37 protein-coding genes, 1 tRNA gene and 1 pseudogene are annotated in these 26986 nt (G+C 62.4%); 16 read left to right on the top strand and 23 right to left on the bottom strand.

What is annotated here, in order from left to right; all coding sequences use genetic code 11:
• Positions 1-1248: 1248 nt before the first annotated feature.
• From ACOYYX_RS11920 to ACOYYX_RS11845, 16 genes and pseudogenes are all read right to left on the bottom strand, one after another.
• Positions 1249-3030 (bottom strand): hypothetical protein, encoded by a 1782-nt coding sequence (locus ACOYYX_RS11920; protein ID WP_422930124.1) that lies wholly within the window; start codon positions 3028-3030, stop codon positions 1249-1251.
• Positions 3031-3033: 3 nt separating this feature from the next.
• A complete protein-coding gene (locus ACOYYX_RS11915) occupies positions 3034-3417 on the bottom strand; it encodes a hypothetical protein (RefSeq protein ID WP_422930123.1) in 384 nt (127 codons plus the stop codon).
• A 114-nt stretch (positions 3418-3531) separates the two neighbouring features.
• Complete coding sequence (locus ACOYYX_RS11910; protein ID WP_422930122.1) at positions 3532-3825, bottom strand: hypothetical protein; 294 nt, start codon at positions 3823-3825, stop codon at positions 3532-3534.
• Positions 3826-4313: 488 nt separating this feature from the next.
• On the bottom strand, positions 4314-4799 hold the full coding sequence (locus ACOYYX_RS11905; protein ID WP_422930121.1) for a hypothetical protein: 486 nt from the start codon (positions 4797-4799) through the stop codon (positions 4314-4316).
• 173 nt (positions 4800-4972) lie between these two features.
• On the bottom strand, positions 4973-5104 hold the full coding sequence (locus tag ACOYYX_RS11900) for a hypothetical protein (RefSeq protein WP_422930120.1): 132 nt from the start codon (positions 5102-5104) through the stop codon (positions 4973-4975).
• Between the two features lie 132 nt (positions 5105-5236).
• A complete protein-coding gene (locus ACOYYX_RS11895) occupies positions 5237-5470 on the bottom strand; it encodes a hypothetical protein (protein ID WP_422930119.1) in 234 nt (77 codons plus the stop codon).
• A gap of 476 nt (positions 5471-5946) precedes the next feature.
• Positions 5947-6777, bottom strand: coding sequence for a DNA primase family protein (locus ACOYYX_RS11890; protein ID WP_422930118.1), 831 nt, complete (start codon positions 6775-6777; stop codon positions 5947-5949).
• Positions 6778-6795: 18 nt separating this feature from the next.
• A pseudogene (gene tnpC / locus ACOYYX_RS11885) lies at positions 6796-7722 on the bottom strand (IS66 family transposase).
• 214 nt (positions 7723-7936) lie between these two features.
• Positions 7937-8245, bottom strand: a complete 309-nt coding sequence (locus ACOYYX_RS11880; RefSeq protein ID WP_422930117.1) for a DUF6444 domain-containing protein — start codon at positions 8243-8245, stop codon at positions 7937-7939.
• A 52-nt stretch (positions 8246-8297) separates the two neighbouring features.
• Entirely contained in the window at positions 8298-9467 is a 1170-nt protein-coding gene (locus ACOYYX_RS11875) for a hypothetical protein (protein ID WP_422930116.1), read from the bottom strand.
• On the bottom strand, positions 9464-9973 hold the full coding sequence (locus tag ACOYYX_RS11870) for a hypothetical protein (RefSeq protein ID WP_422930115.1): 510 nt from the start codon (positions 9971-9973) through the stop codon (positions 9464-9466). The genes ACOYYX_RS11875 and ACOYYX_RS11870 overlap by 4 nt, the downstream gene beginning before the upstream one ends.
• A gap of 763 nt (positions 9974-10736) precedes the next feature.
• Positions 10737-11372: a hypothetical protein gene (locus ACOYYX_RS11865; protein WP_422930114.1), complete on the bottom strand. Its 636-nt coding sequence runs from the start codon at positions 11370-11372 to the stop codon at positions 10737-10739.
• Between the two features lie 237 nt (positions 11373-11609).
• Positions 11610-11999 (bottom strand): DUF1580 domain-containing protein, encoded by a 390-nt coding sequence (locus tag ACOYYX_RS11860; RefSeq protein WP_422930113.1) that lies wholly within the window; start codon positions 11997-11999, stop codon positions 11610-11612.
• Between the two features lie 208 nt (positions 12000-12207).
• Positions 12208-13092 carry a hypothetical protein gene (locus ACOYYX_RS11855; protein ID WP_422930112.1) on the bottom strand — a complete coding sequence of 295 codons (885 nt, stop codon included), beginning with the start codon at positions 13090-13092 and terminating at the stop codon, positions 12208-12210.
• Between the two features lie 105 nt (positions 13093-13197).
• Positions 13198-14415 (bottom strand): tyrosine-type recombinase/integrase, encoded by a 1218-nt coding sequence (locus ACOYYX_RS11850; RefSeq protein ID WP_422930111.1) that lies wholly within the window; start codon positions 14413-14415, stop codon positions 13198-13200.
• Positions 14416-14538: 123 nt separating this feature from the next.
• Positions 14539-14610: transfer RNA gene (locus ACOYYX_RS11845), tRNA-Gly, on the bottom strand.
• A 182-nt stretch (positions 14611-14792) separates the two neighbouring features.
• Between ACOYYX_RS11845 and ACOYYX_RS11840 the strand changes: the two genes are divergently transcribed.
• Genes ACOYYX_RS11840 through ACOYYX_RS11820 form a run of 5 tightly spaced genes read left to right on the top strand, consistent with a single transcriptional unit; the run spans position 14793 to position 17221 of the window.
• Complete coding sequence (locus ACOYYX_RS11840; RefSeq protein WP_422922867.1) at positions 14793-15506, top strand: ISAs1 family transposase; 714 nt, start codon at positions 14793-14795, stop codon at positions 15504-15506.
• A 22-nt stretch (positions 15507-15528) separates the two neighbouring features.
• Positions 15529-15960: an ISAs1 family transposase gene (locus ACOYYX_RS11835; RefSeq protein WP_422922865.1), complete on the top strand. Its 432-nt coding sequence runs from the start codon at positions 15529-15531 to the stop codon at positions 15958-15960.
• Between the two features lie 2 nt (positions 15961-15962).
• Positions 15963-16427: a hypothetical protein gene (locus tag ACOYYX_RS11830; protein ID WP_422930110.1), complete on the top strand. Its 465-nt coding sequence runs from the start codon at positions 15963-15965 to the stop codon at positions 16425-16427.
• Positions 16424-16957, top strand: a complete 534-nt coding sequence (locus ACOYYX_RS11825; RefSeq protein ID WP_422930109.1) for a hypothetical protein — start codon at positions 16424-16426, stop codon at positions 16955-16957. Before ACOYYX_RS11830 ends, ACOYYX_RS11825 begins: the two co-directional genes overlap by 4 nt.
• A gap of 15 nt (positions 16958-16972) precedes the next feature.
• Positions 16973-17221, top strand: coding sequence for a helix-turn-helix domain-containing protein (locus ACOYYX_RS11820; protein WP_422930108.1), 249 nt, complete (start codon positions 16973-16975; stop codon positions 17219-17221).
• A gap of 85 nt (positions 17222-17306) precedes the next feature.
• Here the strand turns inward: ACOYYX_RS11820 and ACOYYX_RS11815 are convergent, their stop codons facing one another.
• Entirely contained in the window at positions 17307-17897 is a 591-nt protein-coding gene (locus ACOYYX_RS11815; RefSeq protein ID WP_422930107.1) for a hypothetical protein, read from the bottom strand.
• A 164-nt stretch (positions 17898-18061) separates the two neighbouring features.
• Here ACOYYX_RS11815 and ACOYYX_RS11810 point away from each other — a divergent pair.
• Positions 18062-19184 (top strand): IS3 family transposase gene (locus ACOYYX_RS11810; protein ID WP_422926310.1). Its coding sequence is split into 2 segments (ribosomal slippage): positions 18062-18342 and positions 18341-19184, totalling 1125 coding nucleotides; the frame shifts between segments, so codons are not numbered across the junction.
• A gap of 244 nt (positions 19185-19428) precedes the next feature.
• Here ACOYYX_RS11810 and ACOYYX_RS11805 read toward each other — a convergent pair.
• From ACOYYX_RS11805 to ACOYYX_RS11790, 4 genes are all read right to left on the bottom strand, one after another.
• A complete protein-coding gene (locus tag ACOYYX_RS11805; RefSeq protein WP_422930106.1) occupies positions 19429-19893 on the bottom strand; it encodes a hypothetical protein in 465 nt (154 codons plus the stop codon).
• A 359-nt stretch (positions 19894-20252) separates the two neighbouring features.
• Positions 20253-20501, bottom strand: coding sequence for a hypothetical protein (locus ACOYYX_RS11800; RefSeq protein ID WP_422930105.1), 249 nt, complete (start codon positions 20499-20501; stop codon positions 20253-20255).
• Positions 20498-20782 carry a hypothetical protein gene (locus ACOYYX_RS11795; RefSeq protein WP_422930104.1) on the bottom strand — a complete coding sequence of 95 codons (285 nt, stop codon included), beginning with the start codon at positions 20780-20782 and terminating at the stop codon, positions 20498-20500. The genes ACOYYX_RS11800 and ACOYYX_RS11795 overlap by 4 nt, the downstream gene beginning before the upstream one ends.
• Before the next feature lie 3 nt (positions 20783-20785).
• On the bottom strand, positions 20786-20986 hold the full coding sequence (locus ACOYYX_RS11790; protein WP_422930103.1) for a hypothetical protein: 201 nt from the start codon (positions 20984-20986) through the stop codon (positions 20786-20788).
• Positions 20987-21163: 177 nt separating this feature from the next.
• Here ACOYYX_RS11790 and ACOYYX_RS11785 point away from each other — a divergent pair, with 177 nt between their 5' ends.
• The 8 genes from ACOYYX_RS11785 to ACOYYX_RS11750 all read left to right on the top strand — a co-directional run bounded on the left by ACOYYX_RS11785 (position 21164) and on the right by ACOYYX_RS11750 (position 23586).
• Positions 21164-21409, top strand: a complete 246-nt coding sequence (locus ACOYYX_RS11785) for a hypothetical protein (protein ID WP_422930102.1) — start codon at positions 21164-21166, stop codon at positions 21407-21409.
• 5 nt (positions 21410-21414) lie between these two features.
• Positions 21415-21720, top strand: coding sequence for a hypothetical protein (locus tag ACOYYX_RS11780; protein WP_422930101.1), 306 nt, complete (start codon positions 21415-21417; stop codon positions 21718-21720).
• 19 nt (positions 21721-21739) lie between these two features.
• Positions 21740-21937, top strand: a complete 198-nt coding sequence (locus ACOYYX_RS11775) for a hypothetical protein (RefSeq protein ID WP_422930100.1) — start codon at positions 21740-21742, stop codon at positions 21935-21937.
• Positions 21934-22182 carry a hypothetical protein gene (locus ACOYYX_RS11770; RefSeq protein WP_422930099.1) on the top strand — a complete coding sequence of 83 codons (249 nt, stop codon included), beginning with the start codon at positions 21934-21936 and terminating at the stop codon, positions 22180-22182. Before ACOYYX_RS11775 ends, ACOYYX_RS11770 begins: the two co-directional genes overlap by 4 nt.
• Before the next feature lie 67 nt (positions 22183-22249).
• A complete protein-coding gene (locus ACOYYX_RS11765; RefSeq protein ID WP_422923687.1) occupies positions 22250-22483 on the top strand; it encodes a hypothetical protein in 234 nt (77 codons plus the stop codon).
• On the top strand, positions 22467-22763 hold the full coding sequence (locus ACOYYX_RS11760; protein ID WP_422930098.1) for a hypothetical protein: 297 nt from the start codon (positions 22467-22469) through the stop codon (positions 22761-22763). Before ACOYYX_RS11765 ends, ACOYYX_RS11760 begins: the two co-directional genes overlap by 17 nt.
• Positions 22753-23064, top strand: a complete 312-nt coding sequence (locus ACOYYX_RS11755) for a hypothetical protein (protein WP_422930097.1) — start codon at positions 22753-22755, stop codon at positions 23062-23064. Before ACOYYX_RS11760 ends, ACOYYX_RS11755 begins: the two co-directional genes overlap by 11 nt.
• 279 nt (positions 23065-23343) lie before the next feature.
• Entirely contained in the window at positions 23344-23586 is a 243-nt protein-coding gene (locus ACOYYX_RS11750; RefSeq protein ID WP_422930096.1) for a hypothetical protein, read from the top strand.
• A 68-nt stretch (positions 23587-23654) separates the two neighbouring features.
• Here the strand turns inward: ACOYYX_RS11750 and ACOYYX_RS11745 are convergent, their stop codons facing one another.
• Positions 23655-24002, bottom strand: coding sequence for a hypothetical protein (locus ACOYYX_RS11745; RefSeq protein WP_422930095.1), 348 nt, complete (start codon positions 24000-24002; stop codon positions 23655-23657).
• A 48-nt stretch (positions 24003-24050) separates the two neighbouring features.
• A complete protein-coding gene (locus ACOYYX_RS11740) occupies positions 24051-24404 on the bottom strand; it encodes a hypothetical protein (RefSeq protein WP_422930094.1) in 354 nt (117 codons plus the stop codon).
• 424 nt (positions 24405-24828) lie between these two features.
• Between ACOYYX_RS11740 and ACOYYX_RS11735 the strand changes: the two genes are divergently transcribed.
• Together ACOYYX_RS11735 and ACOYYX_RS11730 are read left to right on the top strand one after the other, a co-directional pair.
• Positions 24829-25098, top strand: coding sequence for a hypothetical protein (locus ACOYYX_RS11735; RefSeq protein ID WP_422930093.1), 270 nt, complete (start codon positions 24829-24831; stop codon positions 25096-25098).
• A complete protein-coding gene (locus tag ACOYYX_RS11730) occupies positions 25095-26507 on the top strand; it encodes an AAA family ATPase (RefSeq protein ID WP_422930092.1) in 1413 nt (470 codons plus the stop codon). Before ACOYYX_RS11735 ends, ACOYYX_RS11730 begins: the two co-directional genes overlap by 4 nt.
• Positions 26508-26986 lie beyond the last annotated feature (479 nt).

Below are 26986 nucleotides of genomic sequence, written 5' to 3'. Positions count from 1 at the left end.
GGGCAAATTTTGGTGAACATAAAGTCCAGACATCACCTACCCCTCCTTTCAACTGGAGAGTTAATGGCCAAGTCCGATGATTCTTCCTAACCAGAGCCGACAGTTCGGTCAGCATCCACCGGAACATTGTTCCTGTGTACTGATCTTATCTGACCACAAATCGTTGTCAACTAAGGACGCCGCCAGCAGACACCTGCAACCGTCAGCAGACGCCAACAACCTCTATTTCGACAATAACTTGCGAATTGTTCGGCGAAACAGTTTGGGAGTCCGAAATCCGTAAACTAGTTTACTCTGGACACCTAGGATCATGGCCACCAATGGGTGGGATTCACGGACTCCCTTTGCTGTTTGCCGCCCGGTCATGACGCCCCCACCGCCGCCAGTCATGGCATCTGTACGAGGTGCCCACGCCACCCACCAGCGTGCCGCCGGCAACGGCGGGCGGCATGAACGTGTGGACCACGTGGACCGGTTGACGGTGCCCGTGGGCGGAAGGGGTGTCCGGTGGGCGGAAGGGGTCTACTCAGGCGGTGTGTCCGGTGGCCGCGGCGGTGGTTGACCGGTGGACGGCGTAGCATCCCGGCCACTCGTCCGGGCCACCCACGTGGCTGCCGCAGGCGGCCGGACGGTGCGTGACCTCACGACCGCCGGTCTCCGATTCACCCACTCGGTTGGTCGGTAGGACCGGACACGCACCGCAGGCAATCCGCCAACGTAACCTCCTAGGGTTCGCTGGCGAACAGCCCGAGGGAGTTGCCACCCAGGGGATGGCCGCCCCAGCGGGCGCTCCCGGGCTCACCGTGACGTCACGCACCTGATGCAGTCCGCCTTGGACACCTCGTGCTCCTTTCCCCGGAAGCTCCCGCGACGTTGGGAACAGAACCAGGTCGGATTGCATCCGCATCCCGTCTCCCAATCTCTGTCGACGGGCGTGCGATAATCACACGCCTCGATGATCTCGAGGATCTCCAGGTGTTGATTGAGCCGCGAGATCGGGGCGAAAACCCCGGTCGGTCGCGGCTCATCGCTTTCTGGGACGACATCGACGATTGGCTCGGCCCGGATGCTGGGAGGCATCGACGGAAGTTCTACGCCTCCCCTTGCCAGGAACTCGCGGTATCCTGGACGATGCGCCGGATGGCTTGGGTCGGCGAGTTCGCAAAGCCGCTTGACTCGCATCTTCACAGCCAGGCATTCGCCGCCTTCAAAGGGGCATGTCCCGCATCTCTGCATCGAGGATCCTCGTCATTGGGTGATTGTGAAAGTGCCCCCGCCGCTCCCGTAGGCCCCGAGGCAGAGGACTGCGCTGGATGGGTCGAGCGAGAACACGAGCATAAACGCAGGCGGGCAGGTGTAACTGCTGGAGATGGGGCCACATCCTATGCGAGACGTACATGGTGGCGAACCAGGCCCGGGGCAGTCGCAGCCGAACCCGTAGACGTCCTGCATGGAGAGGCCCACGCCGAAGCTCCATCCCCCTGTGGGGTTCAAGGTCAGGCTGTACGAGACGGTTCCCGACGACGCCGGGCAGGAGCCGGCGGCATCGAACGTCCCCGCCTGCGACCCCTCCCAGTTATAGAAGCCGCCGCTGTTGAGTCCTAAGTACGTCAGCGTCGTCGTGCCATTCTTGGAATCGGTGATCGTCAGGTCCGTGAGCTCGAACGAGTAGGGTCCGCATTGCCCGCTCGGCCCGGGGATGCAGATCCATCCCATCGTGGCCGGTATCGGCGACGCGGCAGTCATCTTGATCTGCTGATTGCGGGTGGTCCCGGCGCAGATGTTGGGGGCACCCGTGATCGTGCGATTGAAGAATCCGGGGTAACTGACCGTGGCACTCCAACTCGGAAGGGTGCCGGTGAATGGCCCTAGCGCGAGCGTGAGTAGGCCCGATGCATCGGTCGTCCCGGTGGCGCTGAGGCCCCCGGCTCCCGTCATCGTGACCGTGGCCCCCGGGAGCGGATTGCCGGTGTCGGGGAAATGGACCTGGCTCCCGCAGCCGATCACAAACCAGTTGACGGTGAAATAGCCGATCGGCGGCAGATTGACCGTCGCGGCATTGCTCGGCCCGCAGTTCACGCCCTTCGTGATGGTTACCGTTGAGGTGTCCGTGCCGTAGCCGGTCGCCGTCGTCGTCCGAGTGTAGGTGCCCGTCGGGACCTTCGGGAAGCATGCGAGCGTGGCCACCGTCGCCGTGGCAACCGCCCCCGAGCCGGACGACGATGCGAAGCTCACCGCGGGGGCACTCGTGTAGCCCGAGCCTCCCGAGTTGACGATGACGGACCCGATGGTGATGGCACTGGCCGTCGCGTTGGCCGCCGCCCCGGTCCCGCTGGGGTCCGTGATCGTGACGGCCGGCGAGACGTAGAGCGTGCCCCCGCCGGCCGAGATGGAGGTGAAGCGGAGGGTCGCCGTCGCCCAGGCCCCGGTCCCCGATCCGGCCGCCGAGAATCCGACCGACGGTGCGAACTTGTACCCGGCCCCGCGGTTGGTGATCACCAGGTTCTGGACGGCACCCCCGACGACATCGAACGTGCCCACGGCCGCGGTCGTCGGCGTGCCCCCGGAGAACGACAGGGCGTAGCCCGTGCCATCCGTGAACCCGCCGCCCCCGGAGTTGAGGGTCAGGTTGTCGACCTGGCAGGCATAAGAGACGGTCGCCCTTGAGCCGGTCGTTGCCCCGCCGATCGCGAGCCGGGGATTCGTGTACCCCGTGCCGGGCGAAGTCATCGACGCGGACGGGACGCCCCCGGAGAGGATGGCCGTCGCCGTGGCCCCGGAGCCACCACCGCCCGAGATGGTCACCGTCGGCACGTTGGTGGGATCGTATCCGGTGCCATGCGGGGAGACGTTGACGGCGATGATCTGGCCGGTGGTCAGGACGGGGCCGTAGGTGTTCGTGCCGTCAGACAGCGTGACGCTGGCCCCGGCGACCCTGGCCCCCGAGCAACCGTCGGTCACGATCACGCAAGACTTGCAGGACGGCTTGCCGCAGCACGGACACCCCGGATTGTCTCTCTTCCAAGCCATGTCTCAGGCCTCCTCGGGCGGGCAAGGGACCACGAAGGCGAACCAGTAGCGTCCCACCCTCGAGAGGGCCACGAGCGAGCCGGCGGCGATATCCGTGTTGCCCATGTTGAACGCTTGGTCGTCGTAGATGCCTACGGGGGCATTCACCCCGTCGAAGGATTGGATGGTCACGTTGCCCCGGCCCGGCACGCCGCCGGAGAGCTTGGGGATTCCGCCGGATTTGACCGTGGCCAGGGTGGACGTGGGCCCGACGTTCAACCCGATCTGCATGCCCTGCGGCCCGCGGCGGACGCTGATTCCATCGCTTCCCGAGACGTTCAACGCCTGTTCGATCGCGGAGAGTACCTTGTCAATCCAGGAGTCGACGGACGACACGCCCGTGACCATTCGCTCGATTCTGGCTGGGGGTGGCATGGAAATTGTCTCGATGTAGGGTGGATGAAGGGCGGGTTGAGGGTGAAGTGTTGATGTAGTGCGAACCGGCGGGGTGATCCCGGCCGGTCAATCAGCATCGCCCTTCGGGGCCGGTTCGTCGTCGTACGCGGGCTCGTCCCCGGGGACGATGGAGATCCCGCCCAGGGGCAGGCCCACGGGCACCGCGAATAGCAGGTCGTTGACCGGCAGGAGGATGACGAATCTGTCGGCCGGGATCGGGAGCGTGGAGACGCTGTAGACGACCTCCGACCGCCTCGGGACGAGGGACTCGCCCTCGAACTCGTGCAGCACGACCTCACCGCGGCCGGGCATGCCATCGACGCAGGCAGTGATACCGTTGGGACCAACTTTGCCGATCATGATCAGATTCCTTGAATGTGGACTTGGTAACTTGAAGAAATTACGATGTCCGAACGAGTGTTGACCGGTTGCCCTGGCCGCCCACCGATGCCGCGGGAGTGATACCCGCACGCTCCGGAAGTCCAGCCGTTTCGCCGGTCCCACCCGTCCCACCCCCACCCGCCCGCCAAGGCCCCTGGCTGCCCAGTAGGGCGTCCCGCATGCCCGGGTGGACGAGAGGGTGGGCGAGGTGCGTGGATCGCGTGGGCGGGCGGACAGATTGTGTTGCTGGGAGGGTTGGCGGGTGGGACAGATGAAGGTGGGTGGCCGTTCACCGAAGGTTAACCGAACTGGTCAGACCAGTAATCACGATTGGTACTGATGCGAATGATGTGACAGGCGGGAGGTCAGGGTACTTGCCGCCCACCGCGGGGCGTGGCCACCGCCGGACGTGAGCGGTGGGAGGGTGATTGCCACCCACCGCAGTGCTAACGCCGGACGGGTAGGGCTCACAACTCGGCTGCGACCGTCCGCCAGGCGTCCACCGACGCTGCGAACACGCCGCTCACGAAATTCGCGTCGGTCCAAACGCGTGCGGCCTGGACGTCCCTCGCGATCCCTCGCCAGAGCCTTCGGCGTCCCGCGGGATCGTCGACGAGAGCGGGGTCCACAATGTTCGCGAACTCATCGCAGGCCCTGGCGGGTTGACGGTCGATATTGGTGAAGTAACCGGCCACATCCTCATCGCCCCCGAGTTCATCGGCGAGCCTGGCCAGGCGTTCGAGCTGAACGCGGGTGGCAACGTTGTCGGCCCATGCTACGCCGCAATCGTGCCCGAGCTGGAATCGTTCGTCGGCCCTGGCGAGCTTGACGGGGTATTCGCCACCCACGGCAGGGGTGATGGTGCTGGCGTGGGCGGGGTTGGCCAGGCGGACGGGGCGGGATTCGGCGTGAGTAGAACGGGCGGACTGGCGGTCAAGGGTAGCGGTCGTCATGGACAGGGTTCCTCAGTTGAAGTCAAAACGGTTCTCAGGACTAACCGGGCGCTCACGTGGCGACCGGCGTTGATCGAGGGGCGTTGATCTCGGTGCACTTATGATGTGCTGGTGGTATCAGTGTTCACGAATGGGTCTGATTTGTGCGATCGGGCGGGTACGGGCGGTGGATCTCAGGTCGTTGCGGGAGCACCGATCGACCGGACGGCCTTGGCGAGGTTGATCAAGGCGAGACGGGCGGGGACGTCCACCGGTTTGGCGGCGGTCGTGATGCGTCGTCGGCGACGTTTGTGGCTGCGTGGCATTGGGTGAGGTTCCTGTTGAAGGTCGAGTGGTGAAGGTTCGAGGTTGTGGGAGGCGACCCAGGAAGGGCGTCCGGTCGTCGGAGGTGACCACCTTGCCTCCCACGCGAGCGGTGTGGCGTGGCCCGTCCCCTTTCAGTTCATTGACGGTTCAAATCGTCGGGTCGGGTGATAAGGCGGATTGGGCGCTGCGGAAGATTCGGGAGGCGTGATCGGCCCTGACCGTCGCCAGGCCTTGAGGTCGTCCAGACATGCCGGGCAGAGATGCCAGGTGAACTCCTCGAACTCGGCGGGGTCGAGGATCTTCACGGGCTTGATCTCAAGGAGGTCGAGTTGGCGGCGGCATTTGTCACAGAGGGTGACTTGCACGATGCGGGTTCCTTCGGTGAGGCGGGAGTGATGAGAAGGGGACGTGCGTTGAACGTGCTCACATGGCACGCGAACGGAGGGTTAACGGTTCCTGACGAAAGTTTACTTTTGACGACAGTGGTCCAGGCTTGCTCCAGGCAAACTGGACGTGGTCCAGGCATAGTCCATGGAACGGGATTGTCGTATCTGTTTGGTGGCTCTAGGTCTACGCCAATTGGTCCATGTGGTCCATGCAATGGCGGGGGGTGGAACTCTCTCTATAGGGTCTAGCTAGGTATCCCACCTGTTTTTCTTATGTGCGTAACTTTCTATTTTGCATGGACCACGTGGACCAAAGAAGAAAACAGAGGTATAAAGCGTTAGCATGCAAAGGTTTAAGCGTGGCCCAGGGAAGCCACTTCTTCCCTGGACCATGCCTGGACCAATAACGCTTTCCCTGGACCACGCCATGGAGTGCCCACAACCCCACCGACTGATCAGAACGGCATGTCACTGGCTTGGCCTCCACCACGCGAGTCGACGAGCGTCTCCGGCGGCTTCAGGCCGACCCCGACGTATGTTCGCACGTGGCCCCCATTCACACGCGGGCGACCGTTTTTGAGACCGGGGATCGCCGAGTTCAAGTTGCGGCCGAACGTCGCCTGGTTCCACGGCTCCTTGATCCCCTGCGGCGTGCACCACGCCCGATACCTCTCGTAGATCTCCGATCGCTCGCAGTCCTCTTCCGCGTCGACCACGCAGCACTCTCGCAGGAATGCGAGAATCGGGCTGTTGAGCTCTCGCATCGCCTCCTTGGCTTCGGCACCGCTCGCCGGCTGGGTGAACCGGCCGTTCTTCAGCAACTGCCGGAGGCCTTCGAGCGACCAGAGGAGAATCCCGGGAAGCTCTGCGGCCAACGCGTCGTCGAGCCCGAAATCCTCCCGCCCCTGGAATGTCCGGACGAACTTCAGAGCCAGCATCCGGTTGTCCAGGCTGCCGGATGAGTTGCTCAGCCGGAGCATTTCATTGCTCGCCATCGTGACCCGGGCGGAAAGCTTCCCGATCCAGTGTTCGCGGTTCTTGCGGTTGATGTCCAAGGAACCGTCGCCCGTGATGGAGAGCAGCCGTTCGATGGCGACCGTCATATTCGTCCGCGGGTCCAGTTGGACGTCATCGAAGATCGCGGCCAGCTTGCCGATCATCGGCGATAGCCCGAATTCGCCCGCCATCGACAGGAGCGACGGGGCACACGTGTTGTGCTCGCCGATTAGCAGCTTCAGGGACCGGAGGATGGTCCCTTTGCCCGCGCGACTGGCGTAGCCGTTCACAGGGTGGGATAGGTGAAATCAGGGGACGTTCGATTCAGGCGTGTGGATCGGCAAGAGGGAGGGGGGCGCTTGGCCGCGACGGTCCGCTTCAAAGCAGGTCGTCAGGTAATCCAGCACGTTGCGACCCTGCTGACGACAGGTCGCCACGACCGTCAGCATCCGCTCCACGAACCGACTCCCGTCTACGCTGTCGGTCCCGCCACTGATCCGTCGCCAGATCACCGCGTGTCGCAACGCCCGCTCGACCACGTTGTTCGTCGGCTCGACTCCCCTGACTCGCGCGAACGTCCACAGGCCTTCTTCCACCTTCAGGATCTCGAAGCAGGTCGCCGCGGTCTTCGCGCACGAGCACCGCGATCCCTTCTCAAGGGCCTCCTTGACCTCGCGCCGCAACCGTCGCATTCGCTCATGGAATTGCCCCCAAGGCACGGTCCCATCGCACTCGGTGCCAATGGTGAAACAACCGGTCCGACAACGAGAGCAACGGCCTCCCGATCCGCTCATCATCGCCGCCTCGGTCGATCATGGCCTGGAAGTCGCGCGCAGATGGGCCCAGCAGGCCTGTCGCCCGAATGCCTTGATCCATTCATACGCGCTGTAGCGGTCGCTCCCGACCGCCTTGTCGCCCTGGCTCCCCAAGAGGGCACGGGCGACCTCGCCGCTGCGGTTCTTGGCGATGGTGAAGGCGGTGCAGGACGAGGTCACCGTCGCCCACAACCAGACCTTGACACGACCCTGACGCCACGACGTCTCGTCGATGTTCACCACGTCGGCATCGTGGACCGAAGTCGCCAGTTCGTTGTATGGGGCCTCCAGGGCCACGGTCGACTGCCGTTCCAGCTTGGAGATCATGCCGGTGGAGATCGACAGGGTGAACAGATCCCTGACCATCTGCTGGATCTGTCGCTTGCTGAGGCGATAGGCCCCGGCGAGTACGGCCAGCACGGCTTGGAGGTAGGGGCCGAAGCAACCGGCAGGGACCCCCGCGGGCAAGGTGCCACACGTCGTCTCGCCGCAACCGAGGCAGATCAAGCGATGGAGCCGATACTCGTCGACGAGCGGCTCGATCTTGGGTAATTCCGCGACTTGATGAATCAGGGGCTCGGGGTCATCGCCCGAGAGCCCTTCACCGCATCGGCGGCAGACGGTCGGCTTGCACTCAGTCGTCGCGCGAATCAGCTCGGGCGGGGCCAACGCGCGGTGAGCCTTGCGATGTCCCGATTGGCCGCCCCGTTTCTTCCCCGTGGAGGGAGTGGGAGGCTTGCGGCTTCATCCCGATCGGATCAGAGGAGGGAGGTTTGGACGAATTGGTCGAGTTGAGCTTCAGCCGATTTTCAAGATCCTTGACGCGCGCTTCCAGTTGGGCGAGGCGTTCGTCATAGAACGCGGCGAGCGCGAGGACCGCCGCTTGGACCTCTGGCGAAGCCGTTTCCCACAACGATTCTGGAAGCGGAGGCGTTGGGGCCATGCTGGAAAGATAGTCACGCCATTCGGAAACAACAATCCCAGGCTGTGAACGGCTACCGACTGGCACCGAACATGAACATGAATTTCTGATACTTCGTGATCCTCGTCAGGTTGTATCCGAACCACTGCTGGAGGCACTCGATCGATTCCGTGTCGTCCCCCCAGATCTCGTTCATCAGTCGCAGCCAGCGGGTGGGCGGCGGGGCGGCGGCATCCCATGGGTAGCTCAGGGCGTTGGTGGCGAACAGCCGCGGCGTCGGGGCCATCGTGCAGGGCCGGCCTTCGAGATACAGCTTGATGTTCACGATCGCGTTGGACGCGACCATGATGTCATCAAGCGACCAATCCGGAGCCTCCCCCTTTCCGATCCACCCGAATCCGCCGGGGCAGGCGAGGGTGTCGACTGCGATTAAGGTGTCCAACGATTGCATGACGTCGGCGACGAAGGATTTCGTCAGCTTCTTCAGCTTCGGCTTCTCGTTGTCGCCGGCCTCCCCATCCGGGTTGCCCGAGTTCCTCATCCCCCATCGCATCAGCTCATCCGAAAGGAATCTTTCGAACTCGTCCCGACAGAAGGTCGCCAGGATCGTCTTGAGGCTGGAGGCAGGTATTCGCTGGTAGCTTCCGGACACCCAGCGGTAATAGTCGTCCTGGAACCAGACGAGGGTGTTATCGCCAAAGAGGCGGAACTTGGAGCCGAGGAACGCCATCGCCATCCGCTGTGGGTTGTCGAGATGGTCCCAGGACTTGGAGTCGTCTTCGGCCCGAGAATCGCCCCCTTTCTGGCGAGCCGATCCAGGGTTGACTGCCCGCCGCCCAACGTGGCTCACGTCGATCGGCTTATTGAGCCCCGATTCGTAGCCCGAGCGAGCCGTTGCAGCCACCTCGGATTGGCCGAGCCCCTTCGCGATGGCGATGTGGGAGAGCTGTTCCAGCCACCGCGTCCCGGCGATCCCGGTACCCGATTCGATCCTCCCCAGGCGATCGCAGGCCCTGTTGAAGGCGTTGTTCCTTCCGTCGGAGCATTGGTCCGATTCGAAGTCTGCAACCAGGCGGTCGGCCGCCACTTCGCCATAGCGATGCACGTCGTGCCTGTGGTCGCCCCCCAAGGTGGGGAGCGAAGCGATCGTCGTGGGGAACGTCGGCGGCTTTTCTTCCGCGTCCGATAAATCACATCCGAGCTCGGCCAAATACTCGTCGAAGTCGAAATCGGGGACGTTCATCGGAAGAATGCCCCCACGTGGTCGACGGTGACAGACCGCCAGGGCCGGGAGGGCAGATGATCTCCCTTCACCTTGACGCTGCCTCCCACGCAGGCCAGGCGGGCGGGGTCATTCGTGCAGACGTCGAGAGAAGCGTGATCGCTCCGGTACTTCGCCGCCAACGCCTTCAGGAAGGCCTTGATCTTCGCCTGGCTAGCATCCGTGTTCGGCAAGGGCCGGGGCAGCCGGAAGATGAGATAGCCGCCATTTCCCGATACCCCGCCCCATGACCGCTCGCGGATTTTCGGCTCGCCCTGCAAGATCCGGTCTCGGAGATCGAGTGCGTGGCCGAGCTCGGCATCGGTGGCCGAAATGCCCTTGCGGCGATGGCTATCCACATCGAGCAGGACGTTACAAAGGCGAGGGACATCCTTCGCCGTGGCGGTCTCCTTGGCCTGTGTGATGCGGTTGCACGACAGGGCAAGCAGGGCGGGGTTGAGCGGGTTGATCACCCAATAGGCCGACACGTATTGAAATCTCAGAAGATCGCACACGAATTGCTGGCGTTCGCTGTAGAAGCCGTGAAAGGTCTTCGCGTACCCGTCGTCGCATCGCGTGATGTATCGCGCCGACGTCGCCTTGGCACCGAGGACGCGGACGCCGATGCACGTCTCGTGGGGCTGAGCCCGTGCGTGAGGAGATCCCAGGCCCGTCCGCCCGTCTGCTGGTCAATCTTGGGCAGCGGCAGCACGGGAGGGGCCTGGCGAGGGGGAGGCGTAGGTGTTTCGACTTGTCCGCCGGCCCCGACTTGATCGGAGCCAGCGGGGCTGATATAATCAAGCATGTCACATGCTCCTAGCTGCTGATTCGGCCATGCGGCGGCAACCGCTTCGGCTCGCAAGCCCCGGGCGGCAACCCTGGGGTTTGTCGTATTTATGGGCGTACCTTGCCCGGCAAACCCGTCCGGCTGGACGCCGCGGGCAGTTTTCACGTCTGTGGCATTGCAATCCCGGATGGACCGGTCGGACTACCCGGCCGAAGCCATCTCAGCCAGGGCTTCCGAGCAATCCGAGAGGCCAGGCAGATCGGCCGTATGAATGAGCAGCACGACACCCTCACTGGTCTGGATCGCGACAACGGGTAGCCTGAATGAGTCGAACGCAGCGGCTCGGGCCCGATGCCAGAGGTCACCTACCACTTGAGCTGCCTCGGATCGGGTCTCGTGTTCAACATGGATGAAGCCAAGATCATCGGATGCAGGACGCCGAGTTCGCCGCCGGTTGGATTGCATCACCTTAGCCCTGCCTTCCGCATTTCGAGGATGTCGACCCTGAACGCCGCCAAGAGTTGCTGGATGCACGCCTCATCGTCCGTCGCTTGGAGCTCGAATGGGCCGAGGCCGTAGTAATTGATGCGGCCGAACACCCATCGCGACAGGCTCGTCATGCGATGCCCCCGCGGGCCAGAATACTTGCCCGATTGAATCCCGAGCAAGAAGTCGAGCACCAAGCATCGCCAGGGGTCGCCGATCTTCGACAACTCCTTGAGTTGGTTGTGGATGGTCCCTGGGGAGACGTTCATCGCCTGTGACACGGCCTCCACCCCGATCTCTCCGAACGTGCAGGCGATTTGACGTCGGATGTAGCTTATGACCAAGGTTTCCAAGGCCTTTTCCTGGGCCTTGGTCGCCTTCGTCGCCGGCAAGCGGTGGCCCCTCGCAATGGCGAGCTGCTGGGGGATCATCCGAGATGGAGACCCGAGGTAGCGGTCGCTCGCACCGCGACGCCGTTTCCTGCCTCCCAGCAGGCTGCCGGGCACCCTCTCTGCATCCGAGGACACAAACTCTGGTGGCGAGGTGGGTTCATTGATGGGGCTGCGTGTCTTCTTCCGCCCGGCAGCCTCGCCGGACTTACGAGGGGAGCTCATTCGGACTCTCCACTCCTATGGGGATGGGATAGATTTTGTGCAATCACCACGCATCTAGTGATTGCAAGTATACGAATTGCAACGGTTTAGGGTGACGGAATTTCTCCAATCGCTCTGGCGGAACTGTCGCCGCCTGCGGTGGGCTTGGAGGTCGCCGTACGACCTACAATGGCCACCTTGCCCCTGGATGGAGTGGGCCCAGGGGGGACGTGGCGAGCTGACGCCGTGCTTGACGGCTCAGTTCCTTCCGCCCGGCCCGAGCATGCGGTCAAGCTCACGCTCGGCGGCCTGGTGGGCACGGTGCCGTTGGGCCGACGTGCGGGCGGGTGAAGTGATGGGAGTGGAGTGGGAAACCGTCTCGAGCGGCCGGTATTCCGCGTGATCGCGTTGGCCGGGTGCGTTCGACCGGGCTTCCGTCAGTCGCCTGAAGAATCGCCCGGCTGCCTCCACGGAGGTGAAGACGTTGCCGCCGATCTTCACCGTCTCCAACCGGATGCCTTTGACGCCGGGCGATTGGTGCCGGAAGAACGTGCTCACGTGCATCGGCCGGCCGCCCCGCCCGGGTGGCCTGAGCTTGGTGTACTCGACGGGGGTGATCAGCTTCTCGGTCGCGATGTCGATCGCCATCTGATGCCTCTCCTTGCGTGTTTCGGGTCGGACACGCAAGTTTCCGGAGGCAGCCAGCGAGGAAACCGTTTTGCAACTTCGCATCAACTTCGGTGCGTCGAATTTCCGTGAAATCACGGAAATTAAACAGGTGCAGACGTGCCACGGAAACTCGACGGAAACTCAGTGGAAACTTGGACACCTGGTTCCGCGGGACTGAACGACCTTTTTAGCTGGTTTTCCCGCGAGCCCCGCTTTCGAGCCAACGGAAGAATGAACCGAGTTCAATCTCAACCCTCCTTGAGCGTCCTTCCGCTGACCTGGTTTCGAAACACCCCTCACCCTTCCGTTTGGATAGCGTAGGAAGCTGCAGGGCAATGCCCATGGCCCTGCCGATTTCCATGGCCCGACTGGTGGTGATCCAGACAAGGCCTCGGGATTGAGCGGGATCTGAGGTGAACGGCGTGTCAGTTTGGCGGGAGGCAAGATCCGTCCGGAGCGAGGAGGCGTCTAAGGCGAGCTGCAGGGCAGGGACATCAGTCCTGGCGGACGCCTCCGAAGTTCCCACCTTGCTCTCTGTGCTGTGCTGCCGTTCGCCAGAAGCCGGCAATTCCGAGACGAGTTCGAAATGTTCGAGCAGGATCTCGAGTTGCCCTGATTCGTCGACGAGGAGCACGGCGGCCGGTTCGTCCGGAGATACAAGCGATTCATTGGCGGGGTGGCCTTCGATGAGGTTGCCATCTTCGTCGGCTTTTGCCATTCCATAGAAATCCTCGACCGACTTCCAGTATTCATCCCATTCCTTGGCAATCCTCTCTCGAACATGCTGCAAGAGGCAGAGCAGGAGTAGTGGGCTGTCCCCGGATGGCCTGTAAATCGCATCCGGGATGATGAAGTCTTCCGCATCCTGCACGGCAGGTCGCTCCACGGGTGGCCCGGACTCAAGCTCCATGTACCTTTCGATTGACCCGATCAACTTCGATATGGAACTGAGCAAGAGATTGCTGCGATCACCTATCGGGAACAATCCGTCTCTCATCGACGTTATCCGCAGTACGTGCCGACCCACCTTCAGGATCTCTTGCTTGGCTTCCGCTAGATCCGACTGGCCCATGACCCACTCTCCCCGCAGCGGGGGACCTGGCTGATTTCGTCCAGTTCGCCCCGCCAATCCGATAGTGTCCGATCCCAATGATTCCCGGCCGCCAACCTGATGGCCTCACCCGATCTCCGCGGCGATCGCATGGGCCTTGGCCAGGTCCCGTTCCGCATAGATCAGCGTCGTGTCCGGCTTGGAGTGCCCCAGGACGTTGGATGCGGCTTCCAGCCCGTACTTCGCACGCACCAGCGTGGCCGCCGTGTGCCGGAGCTGGAGCGGCGACCATTCCGGTATGCCCGCCTTTGCACACGCCCGGACCACCGCCTGTCGGTACGTCCGGCGATTGTAGCGGGGGGCGTGGTTCCTGCCCGGAGCCGCGGCCCGGCGGGCGAGCTCGGACGGCGTGGGTTTCGTCTTGCGGGTCGCCGCACGCTCGGCCTGGTGGGCGGCAACCGCCTCCCTCGGGACGAACAGGAACTCGTCCGGGCCACGCTGGAGGAACTCGGCCAACACCGCCTGGGCCTTCGGGCCGATGGGGATGACCCGTTTCTGTCCCCGCCAGGAGTTCTTGTGCCGGCCGGGTCGGTACTCCCAGTTCTCCGGCCCGATGACGATGTCACGCCGGCGCATGGCGAGCACCTCCCCGACGCGGCAACCGGTCAGGAGCTGGACCTTGACCATCGCGGCGACCGGCCGGGAGAGCAGCGGGAGGACGGCTTCGACGTGCTCGATGGGGGCGGGGGTGACGTCCTCGGGCTCCGGTGCCGCCGTCCGCCCCTGCTTGAGCGAGGCGACCGTGCCCAGGGCGTGGACGACCGAGCCGGGCACCATCTCGAGCGAGGCCGCCCAGCGGAAGGCCCGGCGGACGCGGTGGATCCTCGCGTTGACCGTCGGCCTGGCCAGGCCCGAGCGGATCATGTGATCCCGCACCGCCTGGAGTGCGAGCGGCCCGAACGCCGCGGCGGGCGTGGAGCCGTAGAGCTCGCGGAGCGGGACGAGGGCGTATTTGATGTTCGCGATCTCGAGCGAGCGTTCGCCGGACGGTTCGCGGTAGTACGTCTCGCAGTGCCGGAGGTAAGCGACGATCAATTCGCTGATCGTGACGCCGTGGTTGGGGGCGGGATTACCGTGGGACGCTTGCCCCCCTTCCCCTTGCTGGGCGATCGAGCCCACCCTGCCCGTGGCATACCACTCGGCGATCAGCTTGCCGTATTTCTCTCGACTCTCGGGCGAGCCGAAGCGTCCGAGGTAGTGATCACGCCCGTTGATCCGGACGACGGCGAGATTCTTCGGCTTGTAATGCCGGTACGCGGGAGGGGAGTTTTTCCGGTCGGCCAAGGGTGAGCTCCTGTTGTCCGAAGGAATTAAGTAGTACCGGGTACTACCAATTCGGACTTCCAGGCCGCTCTGCCGACCGCCGGCAGGTAAGCGTAAATGCTTTCGGCGGAGGGGTTTAGTGAGAGCGGGCGAGGGGATTCGAACCCCTGACGTCCAGCTTGGGAAGCTGGCATTCTACCACTGAATTACGCCCGCAAATGACCGCTGTAATGCAAAAACCTATATTTGAATCAATCTTTGCGATGACTGTGATCTTATCACGCAGCGAGAGAGAGTGCAAGAGGAGGAATCAGGAGGGCAGGGCTATTGACGGATTCATTGTGGGGAGGTTAGAGAAGCGTCTTCGGCTTAGAACGACCCCTTTCGAGATCCTTGGCATGGACGCACCCTCAAATCTCGGCTTGCTCCATTTCCTCGATGAGGTCCTCGACCCTCGCAGTCGACACGGCCGCCAGCATCCCCTATCGGCCGTCCTCGCCTTGGCCTGCTGCGCCATCATGTGTGGCTCCCGCAGTTATGCCGCCATCGGCCAATGGGCCCACGACCAGGACATCGCGTTCATGCATCGCCTCGGATTCACTAGGCGTCCTCCCAAGTCCGGCGGCATTCGCAAGGTCCTCATGGCCCTCTCGCCGGCCGCACTGGAGGCGGCCTTGACCCGCTGGGCCGAGGCCCTGCTCGGCCAAATCCCCGCGGAGGACGAAGGCCTCCTTGCCCCCTTCGCCCTGGACGGTAAGTCGGTTCGCGGCAGCTTCGATGGCCTGAACAAAGCCGTTCATCTGCTCTCGCTGGTCGCCCACCGATCCGGGCTGACCGTGGCCCAGGCCAAGGTGCCCGACGGCGCCAAGGACAAGACGAATGAACATAAGGCCGCCCTCCAGCTCCTCTCGGGGTTGGTCCTCGAGGGCCGTCTCATCACCGGCGATGCCATCTTCTGTCAACGCGACCTGAGCCGTCAGATCGTCGACAGCGGCGGCCATTACCTCTGGGTGGTCAAGGACAATCAGCCCGCACTCCCGGCCGACATCCGAGCGGCCTTCGCCCCGGGAGCCGTAGAGGCTCTTTCCCCCGGCAGCGGCGCTCTGGCTTGAGGCCATCGACACAGCGACCACCTTGGAGAAAGGACATGGCCGCACCGAGCGTCGCACGTCGACGGCCACGACGGCCCTGAACGGCTATCTGGACTGGCCCGGAGTGGGCCAGGTCGGCCGAATCGACTCGGTCGTGCTGCGCGACGGCAAGCGCACCACGGAGACCCGCCACTTCATCACCAGCGTGCCGCGTTCGATGGCCGGTGCCGAGGAACTCCTGCGCTGGTCGCGCGGCCATTGGACCATCGAGAACCGCTCGCACCATGTGCGAGACGTGAGCCTGGGAGAAGATGCCAGCCGGATTCGCAAAGGCTTCGGCCCCGAGGTCTTTGCGGCGTTACGGAACCTGGCCCTCGGCTTGATACGATCGACGGGGAGCACCAACATCGCCGGGGCGATGCGAAGGAATGCCAGCCGCATCAGCGATCTCTTCGCCACGCTGGGCATCTTCTAACTGTGATTAGCCGTGAGGCCCGCGCCGAGCAAGGCCGGCGATGGCTGGGGGTCGACCTCGCCGGCGACGAGCCGGATAGGACGGTCGAGCTCGAAGTCACTTGGGATCCGCGGCCGCTCGACCAGCTCGCCGGCGACCTCGCTTCGTTCAAGAATCTCCCGATCTCGAAGGCGATGGAGTCACTCCGTCTCGACGACTTCGGTAAGAGCCTGCTCGGGAAGCTTTACGATTGGCAAGCCAGGTTGCTCCTGATGCTGAGCGTTTGTTGGGCCTCGCGAGATCGGGCCGAGCGAGACCGGAACTCTCGAAACCAGGTCCTCGCCGCCGGGTATCTGGCCGAGCTCAACAAGCTCGACCTACTGGACGAACGCGAGCGACGTTTCGAGTACCTACCCTTCCCGATCGTCGAACCGCCCCCGCTGTCGGCGGTGGTGAGGATCGCTCCTCACGAGCCGGAGGAATCTTGACCGTCAACCAGCTCAGCGCACGCGAAGGCCTCGAGCCGCTTCCCCTCGCCGGCGATCACCGGCCTATGCAAGCCGTCCGCTATGCCGAGCTCATGAACCTCGCCATCAAGCAATTCCAGACGACGATTACCCGAAGATTCGAGCAGGCAACGTTCCGCCTCTCAGCCGAGGCCTTTCACTCCCCGCAATTTGGAGGATGGACGCCGATGAGTACCGCTTCACAGGTCCGAAATACGATCACGCATCCGGTTGTGGTCGAGCCTATCGACCGACTCGACGTCACTGCGCCCGGTGAGATCCGCGAGAACCCTGCAAGGATCCTCGACCGGGTCATACTCGGCAAGCAGACGTTTGCGATCTGCTCTTTCGAAGGGACGATGTCAGGCCACAAGCAGGTACCGCACGCCGTCATCATGCCGGCCGAGGAGTACCGCCGGTTGACCGGCAACCTCGCGACGCTCACTCGTATCGCCGGCGAGCTGATCGAAAACGCCAAAGCGATGGCCGCTCTCTTCGGCATCAAGAGCTAACCCAGACGAGGGATCATGAAAGCAACGCGAGGGCCTAATCGGGCCTCTCAAGAGCGAGTGAAGATGGGAGACCAGCTCCGCGAGATCATCTGCGAGAGCGGACATACCGCCTACTCGCTCTCCCAGCTCAGCGACGTCGCTGAGGAAGTCATCCGCCGTTTCATGAACGGCACTCGTGACCTGAAGCTCGAGACCGCCGACCGCCTCGCCGAGGCGCTCGGGGTCGCACCTCTCACCGCCGCGCGGAGGCGATCCGGCCGATGATGGCCGCGAGGCATGAAGACAAACCGCCTGCAATGCAAAGATATTCCAGACTTGCCGATTTTGCGGAGGTTCTAGCAAGATTTAATTAAATGTAACCGCCCAAGACGAACCAGAGGAGTTGGACAACCGCCAAGAACGGGAAGGCATGGCCGGCCGATATGAGGAGGGAGCGTAAGAAGGACTCGCGCGGCGGGTTGCAGGGGCGGAATGCGTCGTAATGTGCCTTGATGAGGATTGCGAAACACATCAGGAAATAAGGAATGACGACCACGAGGAAAAATTTATAGGCCCCCGGGACGTTCACGGCGGCCTGTCCCATGAGGTTTGCTGGTGCGACAAGCCACCATGCGATCGCGTTACCTGCGACGGCCAACGACCAAGCCAGGATGATTCGGCCAATGGGGGAGTAGATGCCTTTCCTCTTCGACGCAGAGAGGGGCAGTATCCGCCACGACAATCCGACGCAAGGTGTGCCGCAGATTATGCCCAACACCACAAAATTAGCCGCCCAATTCTTGAATATGTAGAAATAACCCAATCCGAACCAGAGAAAGAAGCAGATCACGGGGAGATAGGTGAACCAGAAGACGATCAGGCAAACCACAATTAGCGCGACGTACGCGGCAAATTCGACGGGGGTCCACAAAGCCTTGAGTCGGGTCTTGGCCAGTACCATGAAAGCCTCACGCTCCGCACCTGCCCTGGCAATTCACGCTTGGGAAACATCTCAAGCTACCATGTCACTGAGCGGATTCGGCACGAGTGTGCCACAAACTATGGTGGACCCCGAAAACTGGACCATCTGTTAAGCTACTCAGACGGGTCTGAGGAGGAGGACGGATGGCGAGGAAGCGGCAAGTCCACACGGCGGCGTTCAAGGCTCAAGTCGCCCTGGCGGCCCTCAAGGGAGACCGCACGATCAACGAGTTGGCCGGCCACTATGGCGTCCATCCCACATCGATCCATGGCTGGAAGAAGCAGCTCATCAGCAGTGCCGAGGAGGTCTTCGGGAGTCCGGCCAAGGCGGCCTCGGCTGACGCCGAGGCACGCCAGGCCGAACTCTTCGAACAGATCGGGCGCCTCAAGATGGAACTCGAGTGGCTGAAAAAAGTCGCCCCATTCAGTTGAGGACCGAAGGCCCTTGATCGAGCCGGATCATCCCCGGTTGAGCGTGCGCCGCCAGTGCGAGTTGCTGGGGCTGAGCCGATCGAGCCTCTACTACCGACCTGCGGGTGAGTCGCCCGAGGACCTGCGCCTGATGCGGTTGATCGACGAGCAATATACGGCATGCCCGTTCTACGGCAGCCGCAAGATGACCGCCTGGCTGGAACAACGAGGTGAGGAGGTCAATCGGAAGCGAGTACAGCGCCTGATGCGGAAGATGGGCCTGGAAGCGATCTATGCCAAGCCCAGGCTGAGTCAGGCCGGGAGAGGCCATAAGATCTACCCTTATCTCTTGCGAGGTGTCAAAGCCCGGCGAGCGGACCACGTGTGGAGCACGGACATCACTTATGTGCCGATGAGTGGAGGGTTCATGTACCTGGCGGCGGTGATCGACTGGTACAGCCGGTACGTGATCGGCTGGCGGCTGTCGAACACGCTGGACGGCTCCTTCTGCCTGGAGATGTTGGAAGATGCCTTGAGGTCGGGGAAGCCCGAGGTGTTCAACACGGACCAAGGGGTCCAGTTCACGGCCGAGGCGTTCACCGGGAGGCTTGAGGCGGCCGGGATAGCCGTGAGCATGGATGGACGCGGCAGGGCATTGGATAACGTGTTCGTCGAACGGCTCTGGAGGACCGTGAAATACGAAGATATTTACATCCAAGGCTACGAGACGGTGCCGGAGCTGCAGCGAGGGTTGAGGCGATACTTCGGCTTCTATAACGAGGATCGGCTCCACGAATCCCTGGGGTACCGGACTCCAGGGACGGTCTACCGAGCGGACAGAGCCACGACGGCCTGATTGGACAGTAGCGAAGGATCGCCGTTTTTTGGTCTAGACAATGGGGTCCACCTCAGTCACCACAGGGAGTTTCATAGTGGTACCCTTCGATAAGAGGCTCGATGCCCAAGAGGATTGCTATTGGCGTGAACGGGATGGCGGCCAGGCCGAGGACGATGCAGAGGAGAATCAGGACACGTCGTCTGCAATAATTCTTTGCCATTTGTCGATCTCAATTAGTGACCGAAAATAGCACCTGGGAGGCTTATTTGTAGCGTAAATGATCGCGAGGGATGGCGACCGTCAAACCCTTGTGTCTACCGTCGCTCAGGGTGATGGCGACAGGGCGCAATGGGTTGGTGTCGTCATCATCAGTCTTGCTATCGAGCTTCACGATACCCGATGTGCCCTTGGAAACGTCGAGCTTACCCTTCGCAGAGTAGTCGGAGTCGAACCAATATTTTGGCGTATGATGTATTTTGATTTCTTTGTGAACAACCTCGTCCGCTAGTGGCGCCCGAAAGCCTTCGAGCGTGATGACCTCGTGGCCATCTTCCAGGCGACTATCGGTCGACGGCGATAAGACGAGGGCCATGAAAACTAGGACGAAAATTAGGACCGGCCTGAAAAGATAAATGCCCAGCACAAGGGAGATTGGAACCAGTATGGTAATGGCAAGATGCTTCAAAGCATGGTAGCGAATATCGACGGATTCGTCATTCTCGGGCATTATTCCGTCCTCCTTGCCCCGCCTCGACTCAACGACACTGCTTCCATTTCGACGACGACGTTGAGCCATTTCAAAAGTTCCCGCCTCCATAACGGCAACCCCTCATTCGCCAGATCATCGCAAAACAGACAACGGCTTAACAGGTGATTTGGCCAAGTTCCCAAGGCCCATTACGCCGCACGCTCGAGGCTCGCTTTTGTCGGGTGGATGTGCTGCGCCATACGCAGCGACTTCCGCCTAGCGCTCGACCTGGTCGAGCTCGAGGACCTCGCCGCCGAGCGCAACCACCGCGCATGAAAAAGGGACCGAAGGCTTTCGCCTCGGTCCCTGGTTTGGAAGTCATTTCGCCGGCGTGGAAGTCATCCCGTCGAGGCCTCGACCTCGACCTCGGCTTGAAGCCGATGGTATTCGTTCATCGCGTCGTTCAAGAGCTCGAGGGAACCGCCCGAACTCTTGATGCTATAGATCTTCAAGCCCATCAAGACGGCCGCGATCGCCTTGGCGGGGTCGTTCCGAAGGCCTTCGCCGAGGATCGCCTCGGCCGTGGCGAGGGCCTGCGAGGCCACGAGCTCATAGCTGGCCGCTGTCGGGTGCGTGAGATGGGTCATTTGGTCCTCGCTCTCGAGAGTGCCGACTTCGCGGGCGCCTCGCCCCGAAGACGGATAGGCCTGGCATTGGGCACGCCGAGGCGCACCGCCCATGCGTCGACCTCGGCCTCGGAGCGGAACAGCCGAGCATGCTCGAGACGGTCGGTCGCGTACGTGTCGTATGCCCGGTTGTAGGCCATCCACGCATAAAGCGTCATCCCATCCTTGAGGATCTCGGCCGTCCACTCGCGGGCGCCGCCCTCGGCCGCAGCCGCCGCCCGGATTTCCTTCCGCGTGGCCATCGGTCAATCCCTCCCCTGTTCGACGCGCTCGGCTTCCTTGACGGTCGCCATCTTCGCGAAGGTCGCGAGCTTGAGGCCTCGCTTGTCGGCCGAGGCCTTCACGCGCTTCAGCTCCTCGGGATTGAGGAAGATCCGGACTTGCGTCAGGTCCTCGCCGCCATCGGCCTTGGTCGCGTCGTCGTCGGAGCTCTTTTTCTTCGCCATCTTCCTCGACCTCAATACCGCTTGAGCCATGTCTTGCCCCCTAAAAGATACCTCATTTGGACCGATTCGGTACATAACCGCCGTTGACTAGATATAACCTATGGGATAAGGTAGCACAAGACAGGTACATTTAATGTTCCTTTCTTGTACTTCTAAGGTGCCTATAGGGGGCTGCCAATGTCTGCCGGATTCGAGAATGAGAGATGCCGTTTCTGCGGCAAGGAAATCCAGCTCGGGGACTTCATCGGGAAGAAAGGCAAGGTCGAGCCCTACGGGGACTCGGGGTTCGTCCATACCCGGTGCGTCAAGGTCTGCATGCGAGGCGTGTCCCGGATGTTCCGGATCTTCCAGAAGCTCCAAGCGAAGGGGCTCACCGATCGGCAAGCGTCGAAGCTCATGAACCACAAGCCGGAAAGGAACTGACTCCCGTGAACACGCCTTCGTTCAACGTGGTCGAGATGAATTTCAGCGGCGAGCAACAGCGCAAGTTCGTCGAGGCCTTCCTCGCCTCCGAGGCCGTCGCCGATCGAGCTCAGTCGCTCCAACGTTCCTTCGATTGCCTCGTCCAAGAGGCGTATGAGCTCGGCGAAATCACCCTCGCGGTCGCCCTGATAGGCCTCATGGCCTGCCGCAACCGAGAGCTCCATGCTCATGCGGCCGGGAATCTCCTCTCGCTGGTCGAGCTCAATTGCAAGCCAGGGGAGAGCAAGCCTTTCCTCGGTCGGGACCAGTAACCGCACGGAGGCTAGAGACGTGGAGAGACGCGAGCTCGCCTTGCTCGTCCGCAAGATGCGCCAGGCCCAGAACACGTTCTACCGCACCCGGAGGCCGGAGGACCTCGAGACGTCCAAGCGACTCGAGCGGAAGGTCGACCTCGAATGCGGCGCGATCATCGATCAACCATTGCTGTTCGGTAACGAGTCCCGGGAAGACAGAAAGGACCAGTCATGAAGACTTCGCTCTCGCTCCGCTCCGAATGGGAGTCGTACAGGCGCCAGGTTATCCCGGCCGACGCCCCCATGATCCAGCTCGTCGAGATGCGCCGGGCCTTCTACGCGGGTTCCGCCGCCGCGTTCGGCATCCTCTGTCAGATCAGCCGAGGCGACTTGAGCGAGGCCGAAGAGGGTGCCCGGCTGGACTCGCTCGGCTGCGAGCTCGAGGCCTTCGGCCAAGCGCTCAAAGACGGCAAGGCCTGAACCCTATCCGTGAATGGAGGCAGGAATCGTGAGGATCGCTCTCAACTCAATCAATCTCGTGCCTTCGATGCGACGTCATTTGGAGGGTAGGCAGGTCCGAATCTGGTCGGGACGTCATGAGTTGTGGTGGGCGCCCGAAGGCAAGGGGTACGCGAGGAGCGAGGACCTCGCCGGCGTCTTCGACTTCGAGGACGCATGGCGTCAGACCCGCTACGCCGGGCCCGAAAACAAAATCGTGTATGTCCTCGCCAACGTCGAGCCGTTCAAGGTGGAGGTCGAGAGCGATGGCCAAACGTCATAAGGTCGACCGGGTCACTCATGACCTTTCCGACGAGCCTCGCCGGCAACTCTCGCTCGCCCTGGTACCGCCCATCCGCCGGGGCCTTCCGCCGAGGTACGTGCCTCGCCGGAAGGTCGATGCCAAGTTGCTCGAGGCGATCGGCCTCGGCAACGTACCCGTCTCCGTGTCGCACGGCTCGCCCGGCTGGAAGTACCTGGTCAAGACGTGCATCCGCGAGAGGATCTCAATTCAAATGCGCGTCGACCTGGTCGGCGTCGAGGGGGGCAATCATGGGGGCTGAACAGACCTGGTTTCGTTGCCGGTACCCGCTCGGCATCATCGAGCGCGTGAAGGTCGTCTCATTCACGAAGTCTTATGTCGAGGTCGAGGAAGGCAAGACGAGGTATCGGGCCAACCGCAATGGCCAGCTCGGCTCTTACCATCCGACCTATGCCGAAGCCGCCGAGGCCTGGCTCGCGGTCCTCGGCCGAGAGATCGCCGACGCCCGGGCCTGCCTCAACGCGAGCGAGAGCAAGCTCGCCAAGGCGAACGCCTGGATTGAGGATCACAGGACGGAGGTCGGCCATGTCTCGCCGGACTGAGGGGATCGCCTACCCGGTTCGCCTCGCGAGCTGTCTCCGCTGTCGCGACCTGGTGACCGTGTGGGAATATCCACACGGATGGACGTTATTCAATCTGAACGTCTTCCAGAGGAACTACGTCAGGCAGAAATTGCCCACATGCCGGATGCAAGGGTTCTCGCCGCAACCGTTCAACTTTCACTTGGATTGCAAGGCCTTCGATTGGACGCGAGGTGAGCGCCATGCAAAGCACTGATCTAGATATGCAACGTATGACCGGCGAGGGGAAGAAGGCTCTCGATGGACAAGCCTATGCTCACGATTTCGCTCGAGCCGCAAGAATACGGCTTCGACTTCCGGCGCACTCCGTTCGTCGAGCTGGTGTTTCAACCGGCGAAACGGATGCGGGTGGTCTGTCTCGACGAGAACGGCTTGCGGACGGAGCTCGAGGGGCCTTGGGATGTGGTCGTCGAACGACTCATCGCCTTCGGCTACGTGGTCGCTCGGAAGCCGGTCGAGCTCAAGGCCTGGCGTTCGAAATGAAAAAAACCGCCCGATCCCTGGGGACCGGACGGGCGGTGGCTACACGGGTTGCGGATCCAGCTTACAAGTCAACGGGGCCAGGGTTCAAGCAAGATGCACTGCGAGGCCTTGAGCCTGGTCTCGACCGCCTCGCGTTCCACATCCGACAGGCGTTGCCAGACGGCTTCTCGCTTGACCCCGAGTCTCGGCTTTTCCAACGGCACTCGCCGATGGGAAAGGGCTTCGTCGAGGCCATTCAACGTGGCGGGGATGATGACCAGGTATTGAGATTCCGAAGCGTCCGACCACTCGGTCACTTCGCAAACGAACTCGATCCCGGAGGGGAGATGCTTCATCCTCAACCCGCGCAGGCCGTCGCGGATCTTGCCACGTTTCTTGCACAGGTCCCAGACCGTCTCTTGCTTCGTCTTCACCATCGCTACATTCCTCCTCGCGAGAGAAAGGGGATGAAGGAAGTCGGATCATCAAACCTTCGGAGAACGGCGAACAGCCTTCGGCCGGGCCGTCTTCGGCCGGGCCGGACGGGCACTGAGCGAGGGCTTCTTGCGAATCGCTTCGAGATCGGGGATGGGAGGCCAGACGATCTTTGCTCGATCCTTCGAGCGATACTTGCCCATGCGGAATCGCCAGTCGGTGATTCGCTTGTAGTGCTCCCTCACTTCGTCGAGCCCGCCCCCCGCCTCGAGTATTTGGATGACCGTGAACCAACCCTGTTGCACGCCACGGCGGTAGGCGCTCTCGCGATACTCGGCAGGCTTCTTATCCTCAACATGGTCGTGCATGCACGAGCCGGTAATGGGGTCATACTCGATCTTCATCGGGCCTGCCCTCCGGAAATGGGGACGCCCCCACCGGAGGCATCACACTCCGATGGGGGCGCGGAATCGGGGAGTTACCCCGATTAGTTCGGCAGCGTGGTGATGCTCACGCTGATGAACGGGAGTCTACAACGCGGGTAGACAGTAGGCAATCCGTGCCATTGAAGGTTGTCACGATTCGGGATAGGTTGAATGGGCCGAGTGCCATCCTAACCTCGACCGTCGCCAGTCGGTCTCGCGCTTGTGTCATCGGCGGTGCGTGGCATCGCCGAAGTGCCTTCGCCGGCGGATAGCGGGTAGCACGCTCCGGCGAAGGTTTCTCCCTGCTCCCTAGGTTCTTTCTTAGTTCCGCGTCGTCGTCCGGGCTCTCACCCTGAGAACGTTAGCGCCCGGTTGCCGCCGCCTAGCGAAAGGTCGGTATCAGATGTCGGAATCTGTCCGAGGGGACGCACCGTCCCCTCAGGCGTCGCCGCGCCATTCCCGTCGCGAGGCATTCCCGGATCTTTCCTTCCAGGCCGCGTTGAAGGCCGACGCCGCAAAGGCCGACGAGACCGAATGGGTATGGGATCTGCCCGGCGAGATCCCGCCCGAAGGGCTGCGGATGGTCGTCGGCGACCCGTCCGATTCGCGTTCGAGCTGGCCCGAGCCGCCCCCGGCCGGACCCCTCTTCGCGAAGAAAGGGGGTGCCCTTTGAGGAAGGAACGGGCGAAGGCGAAGGGCGGGATCAAGGATCATTTCGCCGGTGTGAACGACGAGCTGCTACTCGAGCTCGCCAACTCCCGCGATCCCAATGACCTGACCAAAGGCGCCCTGGCGCGACACGAGGCCATCGCCGAGCTGGTCAGGCGGGGCCAGCTCTCGGCCTTCGAGCCGGCCCCGGCCGGGAAGGCCGCACTACAACGACCGACCGCCAAGCCCTACTCTCAGGGCAATCCCAAGGAGATGAAGAAATCGGACCCCGACCGCTGGAAGCTGCGCGTCGTGTGCATGGCCGACGTCAAACGCAAGGAGACCGATTGGCTCTGGCCCAATCGGTTCCCACTCGGCCTGATGAGCATGATCGTCGGCGATCCGGGGAGCGGGAAGAGCTCGCTCGCCCTCTCGATCGCCGCCACCGTGACGACCGGGGGATGCTGGCCCGACCATCCCGGGGAGCCGACCCCGAAAGGTTCCGTGCTCTACCTGCAATCCGAGATGACCCCTGACACGACCATCGCCAAGCGGCTCGAGGAGTCGGGGGCGGACGTGAGTAAGGTGCATATCGTGATGGGTTTGGAGGACACGATCGACGGCGAGGAGCGTGGATTCTCCCTCGCCCGCGACATGAGGAAGCTCGAGTCGCTGATTCAGAGCATCGGTGACGTCCGCCTAGTCATCATCGACCCGATGGGCTCCTACCTGAACGGGGTCGACGAGAACAGGATGGGCGACGTGAAGGCCCTCATCGATCCCCTTCGCCCGTTCGCGGAGAAGCACAAGGTTGCGGTCCTGATCGTCGCGCACCTGAATAAGAGCTCGTCGACGAACGTGCTCAGCCGGATCGCCGGGTCGCTGGCCTTCGGTGCCACGGCCCGGATGATCTGGTTCGTGTCGTTCTACCCCGGCGATCGAGAGCGACGAGTGCTTTCCTACGTGAAGGGCAACGAGGCCGACGACATCCCGCCCGGCATGTCCTACAGGTATGCGGGCGGTCGCCATGCCTGGGATGAGCATCCCGTCAACTGGGTGGCGGACGACGTGGCCTTCCTGCTCGCCGAGCGCCTGATGAACGGCAAGGATGCCCGCGACAAATGGAATGCCGAGAGAGGCCCGGTGCCGGTCAAGAAAGAAGAGGCCTTCGAGGTCATCCTCAAGATCCTGGGCAAGGGCCCATGCCCGCTTTCATCCGCCGCCGACCAGGCCCTCAACCTCGGGATCCAGGATTCGACGTTCCGGAGGACGCTGAAAGGGCTCCTCAAGAAAGGCAAGGTCCGGAAGGAAATGCGTGAGGTCGAGGCCATGCCCGACGGCTCGCGTCCCAAGCGTCGGAAGCAGTTGTGGCTGCTCCTCGCGGAAGCCGAGGCCACGCCCCCGGGGGCCGGCGAATCGTCCGCCAATCCGTGAAAACGTTAGCGCCAAGTTTCTCGAAACTTGGCGCTAATCTCCGGCCTTATCTGACAACGACTTACGTCCATAACTGAGTTAGCGCCAAGTTTTGACCCCCCCCGCACGTGCGCACGCGCACGCGGGGGGATAGAAACTTGGCGCTAACTCATTGTCGTTTCTAAGTTGTTGGGGGTTATGCGTTTAGATTAGCGCCAAGTTTCCGGAAACTTGGCGCTAACTCCCGCCCCATCGATCCACATGCCATTCAGCCTATCTGCCGAAGCAGTTGCGACTTAGGTCAAACCTGGCCCAAGATCCTTCGATCCGGTTGCCACAGAATCCGGCGCGATTTGCATGTTGAGAAAGGGTCTGAAATCGGGTTCATGCGAGATGGCTCGAGAAACTTGGCGCTAACGACGAGCCACAACTTTGGCGCATGAAAAACCCCGGTACCGGGTCCGGGTTTGGCGACCATGAGCACAAACGCAAAGAGGCCC

The organism is Singulisphaera chitinilytica (genome assembly GCF_049331405.1).
Lineage (GTDB): Bacteria > Planctomycetota > Planctomycetia > Isosphaerales > Isosphaeraceae > PoT.
This window is presented reverse-complemented; position numbering and strand designations above follow the sequence as displayed.